This window comes from Paenibacillus sp. NPDC058367 (assembly GCF_042723305.1).
Lineage (GTDB): Bacteria > Bacillota > Bacilli > Paenibacillales > Paenibacillaceae > Paenibacillus_AQ.
This window is the reverse complement of record NZ_JBHXIZ010000002.1, coordinates 604,198-618,879: the sequence shown is the minus strand read 5'-3', so window position 1 is coordinate 618,879 and position 14,682 is coordinate 604,198. Positions and strand designations below refer to the sequence as shown.

Genomic DNA, 14,682 nt, shown 5'->3' with positions numbered 1-14,682 from the left:
GGATTGCTTTTTAAAATTGAATGATCCAACTTCACCCATGTATGTTATCGATAACGAATCAATATATCTATTGGGTATCGACCCGCATTGCGACCATATAAGGCTAAGCCTCCGCCCTCTGCTTGAAGCTCCAAACGGAAAGTACGATTGCGATCTAGTTTAGCTGCTAACTGCCCCGGTACACTTACTTTACACAGATAGCCGTAAGAGCCCGCCTCATCTAACTTATTCGCTAATGGCTGATAATGCCAAGATAATACACCTCGGCTGTCGGCCGGATCATCTGGCAAATAGAAGGAGCCAATCCGTTGACCTTCTATCAGAACATTCACACGTGAAGGATGACGTTCTTCGTCGGTCATATAATACGTATTCGGATTATACTCCACCCTAGCATCTGCACCATGCATGAGATCAAGTCCCATTTCATTTTGCTTTGCGCCTTCAACATTTCGAGCCAATACTCGCTTTGCGCTGGCTTCGAACATGATTTCGATCTCGCCAATCATCTTTTTCTCCATACCATCTGGAAGAGTTACATCATATGCATAATGGCCTTGCCCAGCCCCATTGATTTTTGAGCACTGAATAGCTTCCCATTGTTGTTCAAAGTTGTGTTCTTTATACGCATCCACCGGGATATTAATACAATCTCCATCCCCTTCAAACCTTACACTCTGATTACCGCTTCTAACATCAAACGTAATGAAGTTGCGTGTGATTACCTCTTCCCTATTATTTATCAAGGAAACTGCCAGCACTGCAACTGCGTCCTGATCAGGCATAAGGACATAAAGAGGAGATAAATCTGATACTCCATATCCGTCCCACTTCACTGACATATGCTCACTTTGTGTAACAACTCGTGTTCCCAAATTGTCGTACCAAAGTTCCCACTTCACCTGTAAATGCTGTCCATGATATTTATCTGAGAAGCTGGAACGAAGAAGCGGAACTTTAACTTCATCCTTTGCGTTTACTGTCTGGCATGGCGGTGCATCGATCACGATGAAGTCCGGAGAATGCAGATCAGAAATCGTCATCCCTGGAACAAAGTCATCATAACCAAAATCTTTATCGCTGCCGTCTAACCGATAATAACCATTGAACTCGTTCGTAACATCGCGAAATTCGGTAAATACAAAACCACATAGCTTATCATGCCGCCGGAATTCATTCATCATATAGCGGTAATGCCATGCCAAATCACTATCCCCTGCCCCGCCTTCGATACCCCATACGTTTCCACATTCACTGTTCATCAGCGGGGCATCAGATTGTACATTACCTCCGATACAGTTAAAGTCTGAACCTGGGAAAGTTTTGTCTACAACCTCATTCAAATGTGATCTAAGCTGATCATAACCATTAATGTAGAAATGCCAAGTATTGATATCAGATTCCACATGATCATAGTTACAAGGTGAGTTATCTTCAACGATTCTAGATGGATCTAGTCGTTTTGCCCAGCGATATTGTTCCCGAACCCATTCCTGTGTTTCTTTGAGATAACTAGTCTGCTGCTGTAAATCACTCGTCAGACTAGTGTCCTGAGCGTTCGTCTTCAAGCCCCAAGTCTCGTTAAACATTACCCATGAGAAAATGGATGGATGATTATAGTCTCGTTCAATAACCTCGAGTGCTTCACGTTCATACGCGTTACGTGCTTTTTCATCGGGATTTCCCCAAAAGCAAGGCATGTCTTCCATCACCAAAATACCCAGTTTATCCGCCCAATATAGTTTTCGTGGTTCTTCTGGCTTGATATGAATACGCACAAAGTTCAGTCCCAAACGTTTCATTAGATAGATTTCATCCCGCATATCTTCATCAGACGGATAAGTGAAATATCCCGTTTTGTGATAAGACTGGTCAAGGGTACCGTTTAAATAAATCGGCTTGCCATTGAGGGTAATCCAGCGATAACCACGCTCATCAAAACGCACAGTTTGGATTTCTCGAACTCCGAAATAGGTACTGACTGTGTCTGTGCCAAAAGATCCGCTAAGTTGTAGTTCGCCTTCGTACAAATAAGGTGTATCTGGACTCCACAATTTTGGATCTGTTATATGGAAAGAGAGCTTAAATTCATTCTCCCCTGCGATAAGATCTATTTTCTCAGTATGCAATATAGAATTCTCTGCGAATTTCAGCGTGAAATTTGCCGATCCATTTTCTTGTGCAAAGATTCTTGTCGTCACGTTCACTTGCCCATCAATAGTGGTCACAAACTTAGCATCTTTCATATAAGTCTGAGGCCGAGATTCTAGCCATACGGGCTGCCAGATTCCGCGAATTTCTCCATAACCTTGTTTGCCACGCGTTTGGTAATCATGATCGAAGTCCTCTACTCTAACGACAATTGTATTGTCTAAGTCTTCAACCCAGTACTGAGTAACTTCGAACTCAAATGAACCATATCCACCTTGGTGTGAACCAACATGCACTCCGTTAATCCAAACGTCACATGAATAATCCACTGCCCCGAATCGCAAAAATAGTCGTGTCTGTGAGTCGGTAGTCTGCCATTTCAAAGTCCGCCGATACCATCCTATCCCTTTATGATCACTGCCAATACCTGATAATGGACTTACCCAAGAAAAAGGAACAGTAATCATCGAACTGTAAGCGATTTCGGAATTGGAATACCAATGTTCGCTAATTCCTTCATTGCTCGGATCAAAGCTAAATGACCATTCCCCATTCAAATTCATCCATTCGTTGCGCTGCCAATGTGGATGCGGATGTTCGGGACGAGGAATCGGAAGACTCTCAACATTCAGTACGGAAGTTGTCATGATATGAGCACAGCCTTTCAAAATAAGAAGTTGAGCTCATTTTAGCACCAGTATATAAAATTCGCAATGTATATTATAATTTTACAATATATAATCTTCAGTGTACAATATCCTCAACCAATCCTAACGAAAAGGAATACAACCAATGAATGATATTTCGCAAGAAACGATACGGTACCCCGCATCACGCATCTTAGATGTTGCTAAAGCACTTTCTGGAGATGTCAGAGTCCGTATTCTTGAAGCCCTTGGTGACAAGCCCATGAGTGTCAGTCAATTGGCCGAGACACTTGGCGTAGCTCAACCAACAATTTCAATCAATGTACAGACCCTTGAGCAAGTTAACTTAATCTCATCTACACAGGGTGCAAATCGCGAGAAAATATGTGCGGTCACCTGCCGATCCATCCATCTCGATCTTCCTTCGAAGCTAGGCGATGGTCTGCATCAAACGGAAGAAATACATATGCCCATCGGGATGTTCTCCCACTGTTCTATTCAACCCTCTTGTGGTATGGCTGGAAAAGACGGCGGAGTCATCGGTTCTCAGGATGATCCACGGGTATTCTACATGCCGGAACGAGTTGATGCATCTCTCTTATGGTTCGCTGACTCTGGCTATGTCGAATACTATTTTGCCAATCCACTACCCCCTGGTGTCGAGCTTGATGAGATTCGGATTTCGGCTGAGGTTTGTTCTGAAGCACCTGCATTTCGGGAAGATTGGGCAAGTGACATCACATTAACTATAAATGACCTACATGTCGGTACTTGGACTTGTCCATCAGATTTCGGTAACCGGAAAGGAAAGTTAACACCCGAACGATGGAAGGGTGGTACAGAATATGGAATGCTGACAGAGTGGAGTATCTCAGAACAGGGTAGCAAAATAAATGGAACTGCTTCTTCCCCTACTACAATTAGCTCACTGAAGCTGGCATTTAATGAGCCCATTCGAGTACGATTTGAGATTCGCGAGGATGCCCTCAATAGACGAGGACTTAATCTATTCGGAAGTGGTTTCGGAGACTACTCACAGGATATTATCCTGTCGTTTGTGCGTCGTTCAGTATCGGGTACATGATAACACGTAAGAATTGCACACCTGAAACCAGAGTAGATCGAAAGCTTCAGATGTGCCAGTGGACAATGTTTTCTTTACACACCAATTACTTACGCTTATCTTCAGCTTTTTTGATATTCTCAGCCACTCTAAATTTCACGATCTTACTAATTAATTCATAGGGCATCGGCTGATTAAGAGGGAATTGAATGGATCCTTTTGCTCCTTTATAGACTGATAATTCTTCTTTGAAAGCGTCAATACCATTAGGCGTTGGATAAAATCCAATATGGTTTTTGAAAGCCGCAAAATGCACCAGATTTCCGTGCAGTGTAAAAGTAGGCATCTGATAGCTAATCTTTTCAATCGCATCAGGTGCCGTTTCTTTTATTACTTTTCTTATTGTACTAAGGATTTCCTGAATCTCAGATGGAAACTTGGAAATATAGTCATCGATCGATTCATACGTGATTTTAGCCTCCACAATAAGTCCCCTCTCTGTTTCAAGTTCACATTTAACTTTGATGAAATGCTGCCAATGCCTCGTCTTCTGTACTCTTGAACAATATTTTATTCCCCTGATTACATTCGTAAATAAAATCATTCAGACTTTTACTATTATAGCCAGTAAATTCTCCCACAATAGCAACTCGCATCTGATAGTTTGTATACTTTTGAAGAATCTCTCCAGCAAGGCCCGTCTTTAACTCAAAAAAATCATCTGTGATTTGCTCTTTTCTTAGAATCATTTTATCGCATTCTTGATATCTAACGTTTGCCATTAGATCCAATGCATCATTCACATTATTAATTACAATACCCTCGCTGGAAATCAAAGCTACTGTTGAATTGTCTTTACGGTTTAATGTGATTTGCATTCTAAATTGCTCCTTTTTCAATAAGAAATTCTTTAACATTGTGGTTTCCTTGTTGGATAGCTATAGCTAATACTGATTCACCACCTTCAATTTTAGCATGGATGTCAGCTCCGTGTTCGATTAACAAGCGTATCAGCTCCACATTATCCGAATGAAAAGCTGCAGAATGCAAGGCAGTGTGCCCATCGCTATCAAAAATATGTGTCTGAGCACCCTTGTTCAATAGCAGTTGGATAACACCCATATTCCGCTCCCCAGCAATTGCAGCATGAAGTGCAGTATTAGAAGGAATGAAATTTATCTTGGAATGAGATACTGCATCAACCTCAGCACCATGGTCTATCAATACCTGCACCGCTGCTTCTTTACCGAAATGTGCTGCATATCCCAAAGGTGTAAGGCCCTCGTCATTTTCCGTATTTGCAAGAGCCGGATGGAATTCTAAAATTTCTGTTAGCCGTGCAGCATCGCCATGTTGTGCCGACTGAAAAACTTCATTAATACTTTGCCGTAGTTCCATTAGATTTCGCCTCTTTTCAATTGATGAAGAAATGATTTAGCTTATTTTTTCTGGATAGTTAAGCCATTCTCCTGCTAACAAGAAGAAAAGACGTTGTAGTCTTTTAAAGACGATAACCATTTCTCGTAAAATAACAAACATAAAAAACAATACAAATTTATTGTAAATCAATAAATTAAATGCTAAAATCATGAAGTCATTAAATAAGTGAGGTGTTTTAAATGAATGTTAAACGAGGTTCAACCACTTTCTTAAAAGTAATTATTTTTCTGGTTGGAATTGCAGTGCTTGCTTTGTGTATCTGGTTGCCTGAGATAGCGGTAAGAGATGCAAGAGTACATCCAGATACGGCTTACTTCCTGATTCCCTTTTTAGTTTGTGCTTACGGATTTTGTATTGCGTTTTCTGTTGCGCTGTACCAAGCATATAAACTATTAAACAACATCGAAAAGAACAATGCTTTCTCTGAATTATCCCTTAACTCTTTGAAGATTATAAAGAAATGTGCTTTTGCAGTCATTTTCCTCATTTTGTTAGGACTAGTAAGCTTAAGGGTGCTTGCTAAAGTTACAGATAGTGATGATCCAGCGGGTCCTACATCATTATGTCTAATGGGTCTTTTAGCAACAAGTATCATCGCAGCCATTGTGGACGCACTTCAAAAGCCATTAAAAAATGCCCCAGATATAAAGCCAAAAAATGTATGATTAACAGTCAAATATCAACATTAGAATTTAATATAGCCAAAAGAAAAGAGTATTCATTCGAAGGTTATCGAATGAATACTCTTTCTTTTCAATGTATATAGTGAGCCAATTTTTAAATTAAATCAGACTTTTGAAGAAGCCGCTTAACGATCGCTGCAACCTCAGCTCTGGTCATATCATCCTTGGGAGCAAGTACATTGCTGCTTCGTCCCATGATTACGCCTGCCTGCAAGCAGTCAGCAATTGCGCTAATCGCCCAGTCAGATGCTTTGCCGGCATCGGTATATGGGTTCAAGAATCCTTCAGCGGATTGATTAGGAAGGTTAGCCTTTAGCGCTGTAATTTTCATCGCTTTGGCGATAATTAGCATCGCTTGTTCACGGGTAATTTGGTCATCAGGGCGGAACATGCCATCTTCAAAACCATTGATTAATTGATATGCATATGCAGTATTGATCGCACTGTTATACCAATCCGTAGTTTTAACATCCGAAAATGGTGTTGCTGTTTGACTCAATCCTAGTCCGAGACCGCGAACGACAATCGCCGCAAACTCTGCGCGGGTAATCGCTTGATCAGGTGTAAATTGACCATTACCAGTCCCTTCGATAACTAAACGGGAACCCATATCATTCACTGCATCTTTTGCCCAGTGATTAGCAACATCACTGAATTCAAGCGGATGCCAGATTACAGAGTAAGTGCCGCCACTAAGGCTGTTGATTGTAGCAAAATATTTTCCTTCAATGACTATCACTTTAGTAGGTACATGACGCACTGAGCCATCAGCATCAATATACACACCAGTTGTAATCTTATTCGGGTCCATCCCATCCGGAATAGCAATCGTACGTTTCACATACGTATTGAATTGGGATAGTTCAATACTCTTATCTCCGTAAATACCTCTAGCTGTAAAGTTTACTGGTGCGCCGACTAATGAAAATGATCCGTTTTGCGCAGCAGCTCCTAATGCTTTAACTTGATCGGCAGTTGGTGCGCTGATTTCAATCTGTATTTTAATATCTTGTAAAGCTACAGACTTGCCAATCTGCGCGGATAAGGCGTCAATATCAATCTGCCCAGAAGGCAGTGTAAATGTCGCATTTCCCGTTCTGATTTCAAGTATTGCTTGATTTCCCTGCATATTTTTAACCATTTGTCCGTTTAGTTCGCCAACGATAACATCAGATTTACTAATGGCAGTGATAGAAACCACAGCACCTTTACCTTCAGCGGCGAGCTTGTCTTCCAGCTTCTTCTGGTCTAAAGCAATGGTGGTTAGCGTTTGATCATTCCGTTTACCATTCGTCGCAGTTCCCACGGTTTCCGCTTTACCATTGATTAAAATGGAAGCATCATTTGCTACAGGTGCCGGCGTTGCTGATGGAGTTGGTTGAGAAGGAACATCAACACTGGATGGAGCGCTCGGGATGACTGTATTGGATTCAGCAGATGATTCGCTAAAGCCAGCCTTATTGATGGCCTGTACCGTGAAGATGTAGCTTGTACCATTCGTCAGACCACTGATTGTAAGCGGACTTCCATTACCCGTAACCGTCAGCCCTCCCGGATGAGCCGTTACAATATATCCTGTGATTTCACTTCCACCATCGTTTACCGGCGGTGTAAAGGTGATGATCGCTTGACCATTTTCTGCAGTTGCAGTTACGGATGTTGGAATACCCGGTGCTGTAATTGGCTTAGCAGGAGCCTTCACAGTAACGGTTGTTGAAGCTTTATAACTTCCATCTTTCGTTGTAACTGTAATAATGGCTGTTCCCTCACCAACTGGAGTAACCACTCCATTCACGACTTTTGCGATAGTTTCATCGCTGGAGCTCCAGATCAGGTCCTTAATGGTCGCATCAGCAGGCGCTACTGTTGCTGTTAACGTCTCCCCATCTTCACCCACGGTTAAATTAAGTGCTGTCTTGTCTAACGTTACTCCCGTTACGATAACGGTAGGTGGCGTTGCTGCTTTCACATTCACTGTCGTTGAAGCGGTATAACTGCCATCTTTAGTCGTAACCGTAATGGTGGCTGTTCCAACACCAACCGGGGTTACTACTCCGTAAACAACCTTAGCTACTGTTTCATCACTGGAGCTCCAGATTACCCCCTTATTGGTTGCATCGGCAGGTGCGACTGTCGCTTGTAGCGTTTTATCACCTTCTCCAACTGTTAAATCAAGTGTTGGCTGGTCTAAGGTTACTCCGGTTACTATGACAATTGGTGGCTTAGGTGCTGCCACATTCACAGTTGTTGAAGCCTTAAAACTTCCATCCTTAGTCGTTACAGTAATAATTGCTATACCCTCACCAACTGGTGTTACCACTCCATCCACGACTGTTGCAACAGTTTCATCGCTGGAACTCCAGATCACATCTGTATCTGTCGCATTTGCAGGTTCTATTGTCACCTTTAGTAAGGCATCTGCTTCACCAGCAGTTAAGTCGAGCGTCTCCTGATCAAGCTTCACTCCGGTTACGTTCACAACTGGAGCACTCACAGTTACGGTGGATGTCGCAGTATAACTTCCGTCCGTTGTTGTTGCTGTGATCGTTGCTGTTCCAACGCCAACTGGTGTTACCACTCCATTAACAACTGTCGCGACAGTTTCATCACTGGAGCTCCAAGTTACTGTTTTGTTCGTCGCATTAGCAGGTTCTATTGCAGCATTTAGTGTATCTCCTGCTTCTCCCTCTGTTAAACTAAGTGATGTTTTATTCAAAGTCACTCCAGTTACGAGGACATCTCCCACATCGTTTACCTGCACATTGAAGGTGTATAAACTACTTATAGTTCCATCATTTACAGTAACAGTAATCACACTGTTTCCGTAGGCATTCTTCGCTGGTGTTATTTCTAACGTCCGCGCATCCCCACTTCCACTTACTTTCAGTCCATTATTCGGAATTAGGGAAGTATTAGAAGATGTAGCTGATACATTAAGGTCATCCCCATCCACATCAATAACCTTAAAGGAGCGTGATACAGATTTATTTTTTTCCGTTGTAGTACTTCCCATGAAGCCTGTGTCCTGCTTCCAGCTGGCACCAGTGATTGAACCGTTCTTAGCTGAACCAGCCGGTGTATTGACAGCGATAATACCATCATTGCTATTCGAAAATTTATAGTTCAAAGCCAGATTAGGCTCTGATCCATTCAAATCGACGTTCATTTCGCGAACAATTTCGCTCTGGGTTTTAGCTTTACTCCAAAACCTTACGTCTCTCATCCCACCGCTGTAATCTCCGTCCTGTCTCCAGGTGCTTTTACCAAGCCAGTTGTTCGGACGTGCCATATTTCCAACTGTACTTAAATCCATAGCCCCTTCTGCCTTAAGAACACCATCCCAATAAATTCGTCCCTTTTTCTGACTGTGATCATAAACAATTGCGACATGAACCCATTTAGAAGTCGGGAAATCTTCAGTGACGTTAATCTCACCTTTATTGGTATACGCTATGAAGCTCATTTTTTTTCCGTTAAAACCCACAAAAATATTGTGGTTTGCCTCACCGATTGAAGACTCGAAGAATCTCATCCAGGTATTAAAACCATTGACTTTTAAATTACCTTCAATTGTAAAAGAATTCTTGTATAACAGTTGATCTGGGAACGTCACATAATCCCCATTGCCGTCAAAACTAAGATAGTCCCCACCATTCAGTTCTGTCAGATAAGGTGCATCGTTCACTGGATTTACAGTAATTGTAGCAGTGCCTAGATCTGGGTTGAATGCTGCAGAAACAGTGGTATTCGCATTTTTTTGATAATTTTGATACCCTGTTGCTGTAGTGTCCCATAGCTTAAAGTCAATGGAAGCTGTTCCGTTCCAGTCTTTAGCGGGGACAAAACGAATTTTCTCCGATTTCAGCAGCAGAAAAGCTTTAGTGTCAGACACTGGCTCGATATTATACCAGATGTTTCCCAATGTGTTGTAATATTGCCAGGCCCCATTGGTATTATCAAATGACACCACAGCAATCCCTGTTGTCGCTGGATCGGTTACCTTTCCTGACAAAAGACTGGAAACAACAACGCCCGCGTTGGAAGTATCGTCTTCATTAATGGACGGTATCACAGCTGGGCTATTCACGATCCAACCAAAGTCCGATTTTGCACTCACTATTTGAGTGTGGATCGGTCCCACACCTTGCACCACAACTCCAGTGGCTAACGAAATACTAATGCCTATTTTCATAAATGATGGCTTCAAACTCTTTTTCCCCCTCTAGCTTAAATCATGTCATCATTTCGACAATAATCGAGAGTATTATACAAAATTATGATAAACGAAAAATAAACAAAAAAAAGAACCTTCGAAATCCAATCGATTCGTCGGTTCTCTTTTACTATATATTAGTTCATAATCTTCATAATCAACGCTTTAAGCTTAGGATCAGGTGAAGTTCCAAGCTCCTGTTGAAGGGTCTCTTCCAATTGCCCATATCGCCGATAAGCTTCATTCATACGCCCTAGTTCAATATACAAATGAATGATTTCCTGATGGATATCTTCTCTCAAGGGATCCAATTTCAAGATTCTCTCAAAGTAGTGCAGCGATTGTTGACGCTCGTTCTGCTCCATATGAAATCTAGCAGCTAGTTCCAGCAGTCCAATAAAATCCTGTTCAAGTCGGCGTGTCTTCCCACTAGCCCAATCGTATGCTTTACCTTTGAGAAAGGACCCCGTATATAATGTTTCTACTTGATTGAACCATTCAGAATCTTTTTTCGAGACCTGCCTAATTTGCTTCAGCTGTCGCTTAAACTCATACAAATCACAATAAATACTGCGTTCCTCTATACTTATTTCGGTTCTGCTGGCTTTAATAAAGCTAGTTCCGATTGCTTTTCGAATATAGTACAGGGTTGAGTTCAGATTCTTCAACGCTTTATCAGGTTCCAGCCCACTCCATAAGGTATCGATAATTTCATCTCGGCTAACCGTCCCTTTACTAATCAAAAAGGCAAACAATTCTTCGGTTTTTGGGCTCCTTAGCTTGATGGGCTCTCTGTCTTGCGTACGGCGGTATATCTTTAGTCCATTAAATAAGAGAACTTCTATGACGGGCTGAACCGTCACACCTCTATTCATTTTTTTGATCTTATCCAAAGTTTTAGTTAAACGCTGTGCAGTTACAGGCTTCAGCAAATAATCCACAGCACTCAGTTCGAAGGCTTGCAGTGCGTATTCGTCATACCCTGTAACAAAAACCACATTAATCGATTCATCTAGTTCATGCAAAAGGGTGGAAAGCTTCATTCCATTTGTGTCAGGCATAGAAATGTCCAAAAAAGCTACATCAATCGAATTCCCCTTCACAAATTCATAGGCTTCCGTCGGATCCAGAAAAGTATCGTATACTTCAATCTCTCCACTCTGAGATAATATCCTTTTTAAGCGCTTTACTGATAATTCTTCATCATCCACGATAATGGCTCGCAGCATACTTCAACCTCCTATCCGCTTCATGTGTTGTTTGGGGATATCAAAAGAAACCCGTGTGCCTTTTCCTTCAACACTTTGAATACGAATGTTCTTTCCATAGAGAAGTTTGATGCGTTGACTAATATTCCAAAGCCCTACGCCTCTTTTATCTACATCTGATTTCATGATTTCCTCCAGCTTGTGCTCACTCATTCCGCGTCCATTATCTTCTACAACAAAGCTGACTACGGAAGGATCCGACTCTTTCACAGATATAGTTACCTTTCCTCCCCGTAAATTGGACATCAGTCCATGTCTTATAGCATTTTCTACTAATGGTTGTAGGATAAGTGGGGGAATCCGGCTATCCGTATTTGCGGTTATATCATATTCCACTTGTAATCTAGCACCAAAGCGCACTTTTTCAATATTAATATATGCTTTAACTAGCTCTAGCTCACCCTCCAAGGTAGTTAACGAATCCAACTGTTTGAAGTCAAAGCTGCTTCTCAAATACTGTGACAGCTCCAGCGTTAATTCTTCCGCCTGCTCAGGTTCTTCCACACATAATGCAGCAATTGAATTCAGGGCATTGTACAAGAAATGCGGTTTGATCTGAGAACGTAAAAAGGCAATTTCGGCATCTTTAGCTTTCTTTACAGAAGCTCTCAATCGGGTCAGACTTTTCACACGCGCCATTAATTCTTCCGCTTCAAACGGCTTCCCTACATAATCATTTGCCCCATTATCCATGGACATTTTCATATCGCTAACTCTATTCTTTGCCGTTAGCATTAACACAGGCAGCTCAAAGGGTGTGAATCTCTCTCTAATCTTTTGCAGAACCTCATAGCCAGAAATATCCGGCATTGTAATGTCCAGTACAACGAGAAAGAAGTCTGAATTCTTCGATAACTCATCAAGTGCCAGCTGCCCCCGGTTCACAACAACAATGGAATATCCCTCAAGCTTGAACAAGTTGATCATAGATTGCAGGTTGGCAAAATCATCGTCCACGACCAAAATCGGCTCATTGATTTTACCTTTGATATATATAGGATACTCCTGGCGCGGAAAGAAAACTTCTCTATAAGGAAGAGTCTTATCCACGATTGGACCCGTGACTTGATTAGATGTTAGATCCCATCGTGGAAGAGTAAATATAAAGACCGATCCTGTACCAGCAACAGAGTCCACTCTAATGTTCCCGCCATGTAACTCAACCAGCTTCTTGGTAATGCTTAGTCCGAGACCTGTTCCACCATGACTATGAATTTCAGCTTCGTCCACTTGCTCAAAGGCCATAAAAATACGTTTCTGCATATCCGGTGCAATTCCGATTCCCGAGTCTGTCACACGGACCTCAACCCATTCATGTGTAAATCTGGCACTAATATTTATTTCACCCTGCTCCGTGAATTTAATCGCATTATCTACCAAGTTGTGCAAAATCTGAATCAAACGGTTGCCATCTGCATGTACAGGTGGAAATTCTGAAGCAACATTGTTTACGAGTAAGATCGACTTTTCTCCGAGCAGAAACGAATGTATACCGATAACAGAATCTACAACAGCTTTCAGATCTAGGGTGCTTTTATATAAGGTGATATCTCCATGCTTCATTTTGGAATAATCGAGCAATTCGTTTACCATATAAGTTAATCTTCTTCCACTTCCCATTACGATCGCTAGATTCTGCGCTTGCCTTTCGGTAACTGGACCTTCAACCCCATTAAGTAGTGTAGCAGTAATGTTGACTATGGCATTCAGTGGTGTCTTCAGCTCATGAGAGGTATTGGAGAGAAACTCGTCCTTAATTTTGTCCAGACTGATCAGCTGGTTTTTCATTTCATCTATCGTATGATAAGCCTCGAAAAAACGGAGAACAATCAGAACGATCATAATGATATTAAAGGCTACAATGTAAAACTGTCCTAGCCAAAGGTTTTCTTTCATCGAAAGAGCAAACAGAATGATGTCTATCGAGTACAGATTGATAGCAAGAATCGCCAAGAACAGCAGCAACGATTTGATCCGATTTACTTCAGGGCTCCTGATGTACAAGATAGCCACTCTAAACAACATCCAAATTAACATCAATTCATATACAATGATCACATAGGTAGAGAAAAGAGTGTAAGTACGAATAGGCAGGATTGCTACCAATATTATAAAGCTGCCTAGTATAATCGTTACGACTTGCGTAAGTTTTAAAGAGATTATGCTTTTGTGCATTTGGTAGAAAAATATAGCCAGAACAATAAAACACGATATGGAGCTAATATCCTTCACTTTGTATAACACAATGAACGAAAGGTTTGGGAAAAACAGTAACAGCGAACGTTCTCCAATCAAGCCATGATAGATCGCAAGCAGTAAACAAATAATAGCAAATACAAGTAAGGAGTAATCCTTCTTACGGTATAAAGCAGCCGCCACAAAGCAGATGACAAAAATAAGTGATAATGTTCCCAATATTGCAACTGTACTAAATTCACGAGCCGTACTCTTCTGCTGGTTCTCCAGCATAGCGGCTTCCTCGCCAAACGTAAGAGATACCGGAATACCTGCATTTACATATTCATAGTTAGAAACTTGAATGATAATCTCTACATCACCTTTTTCAGACGAAAAAAGCCCAATCTGCGGAATATTCCCCGACTGGTAATCGGCAGTACTCATAGTGGGGTTTCCATCCTTAATGAGTAAATGCCCATTCACATAAATCGCACTCGAAAAGCGGATATTCGTTTTTTTCAAAGCGAATACACCGTTTACAGGTAAGTTTTTCAACACCATCCGATAAGTAGCAGAACCGAATGCAGGTAAAGGTTGTCCATCAACCACTTTGCCATTCCATCGTGAAGGGACCTCCATTAATGCTGTAGGAGCAGGTTTGTCTGTGCTTGATTCTTTAAAATGCTCAGGCATTAGCAGCTGATTCCAATAAAATTCCCACTCACCATCTAACTTGATGACCTTTTGTTGCCCATAATCCCAAGTTGAAAGATCCATGCTCCCCTTCTGAACTTGCAGATAATTCTCATGTTGATCATTGTCTATAAAAATGGATAGTGGGATTGTTGCTAACGAGATGAAAGCAATTAAATAAATAAGTAACGTCCTTTTGAGCATCGTAGGCCCCTTTTCTATGGTGATGTTAAGCTGCGCAAACGCTTGGGGCATCGTGCAACACTTGGATTAAATAGGATAGATAACGATAGATAATTCTATAAAATTTTCTGTTTTCCTTCATGTTTCGACAAATTAATGGAAT

9 protein-coding genes are annotated in these 14,682 nt (G+C 41.5%); 2 read left to right on the top strand and 7 right to left on the bottom strand.

The features are described from left to right. Positions 1-44 precede the first annotated feature (44 nt). On the bottom strand, positions 45-2,798 hold the full coding sequence (locus tag ACFWMP_RS13490; RefSeq protein WP_339241768.1) for a glycoside hydrolase family 2 protein: 2,754 nt from the start codon (positions 2,796-2,798) through the stop codon (positions 45-47). A 145-nt stretch (positions 2,799-2,943) separates the two neighbouring features. Between ACFWMP_RS13490 and ACFWMP_RS13485 the strand changes: the two genes are divergently transcribed. Further along, positions 2,944-3,882, top strand: a complete 939-nt coding sequence (locus tag ACFWMP_RS13485) for an ArsR/SmtB family transcription factor (protein ID WP_042189014.1) — start codon at positions 2,944-2,946, stop codon at positions 3,880-3,882. 85 nt (positions 3,883-3,967) lie between these two features. On the opposite strand, the gene ACFWMP_RS13480 is transcribed toward ACFWMP_RS13485, so the two are convergent. Genes ACFWMP_RS13480 through ACFWMP_RS13470 form a run of 3 tightly spaced genes read right to left on the bottom strand, consistent with a single transcriptional unit; the run spans position 3,968 to position 5,259 of the window. Further along, on the bottom strand, positions 3,968-4,348 hold the full coding sequence (locus tag ACFWMP_RS13480; protein ID WP_042194061.1) for an iron chaperone: 381 nt from the start codon (positions 4,346-4,348) through the stop codon (positions 3,968-3,970). 28 nt (positions 4,349-4,376) lie between these two features. Beyond that, the gene (locus ACFWMP_RS13475; RefSeq protein ID WP_339241771.1) at positions 4,377-4,739 is read right to left on the bottom strand and encodes a DUF4180 domain-containing protein; all 363 of its coding nucleotides are present in this window, start codon (positions 4,737-4,739) and stop codon (positions 4,377-4,379) included. A 1-nt stretch (position 4,740) separates the two neighbouring features. Then, positions 4,741-5,259, bottom strand: a complete 519-nt coding sequence (locus tag ACFWMP_RS13470) for an ankyrin repeat domain-containing protein (protein ID WP_042189016.1) — start codon at positions 5,257-5,259, stop codon at positions 4,741-4,743. Between the two features lie 221 nt (positions 5,260-5,480). Between ACFWMP_RS13470 and ACFWMP_RS13465 the strand changes: the two genes are divergently transcribed. Next, a complete protein-coding gene (locus ACFWMP_RS13465) occupies positions 5,481-5,966 on the top strand; it encodes a DUF2975 domain-containing protein (RefSeq protein ID WP_042189017.1) in 486 nt (161 codons plus the stop codon). A 112-nt stretch (positions 5,967-6,078) separates the two neighbouring features. Here the strand turns inward: ACFWMP_RS13465 and ACFWMP_RS13460 are convergent, their stop codons facing one another. The 3 genes from ACFWMP_RS13460 to ACFWMP_RS13450 form a co-directional block, all read right to left on the bottom strand. Beyond that, positions 6,079-10,191, bottom strand: coding sequence for an S-layer homology domain-containing protein (locus ACFWMP_RS13460; protein ID WP_379423926.1), 4,113 nt, complete (start codon positions 10,189-10,191; stop codon positions 6,079-6,081). Between the two features lie 143 nt (positions 10,192-10,334). Beyond that, entirely contained in the window at positions 10,335-11,426 is a 1,092-nt protein-coding gene (locus tag ACFWMP_RS13455; RefSeq protein ID WP_339241777.1) for a response regulator, read from the bottom strand. A gap of 3 nt (positions 11,427-11,429) precedes the next feature. Continuing rightward, a complete protein-coding gene (locus tag ACFWMP_RS13450) occupies positions 11,430-14,591 on the bottom strand; it encodes a hybrid sensor histidine kinase/response regulator (protein ID WP_379423925.1) in 3,162 nt (1,053 codons plus the stop codon). Positions 14,592-14,682 lie beyond the last annotated feature (91 nt).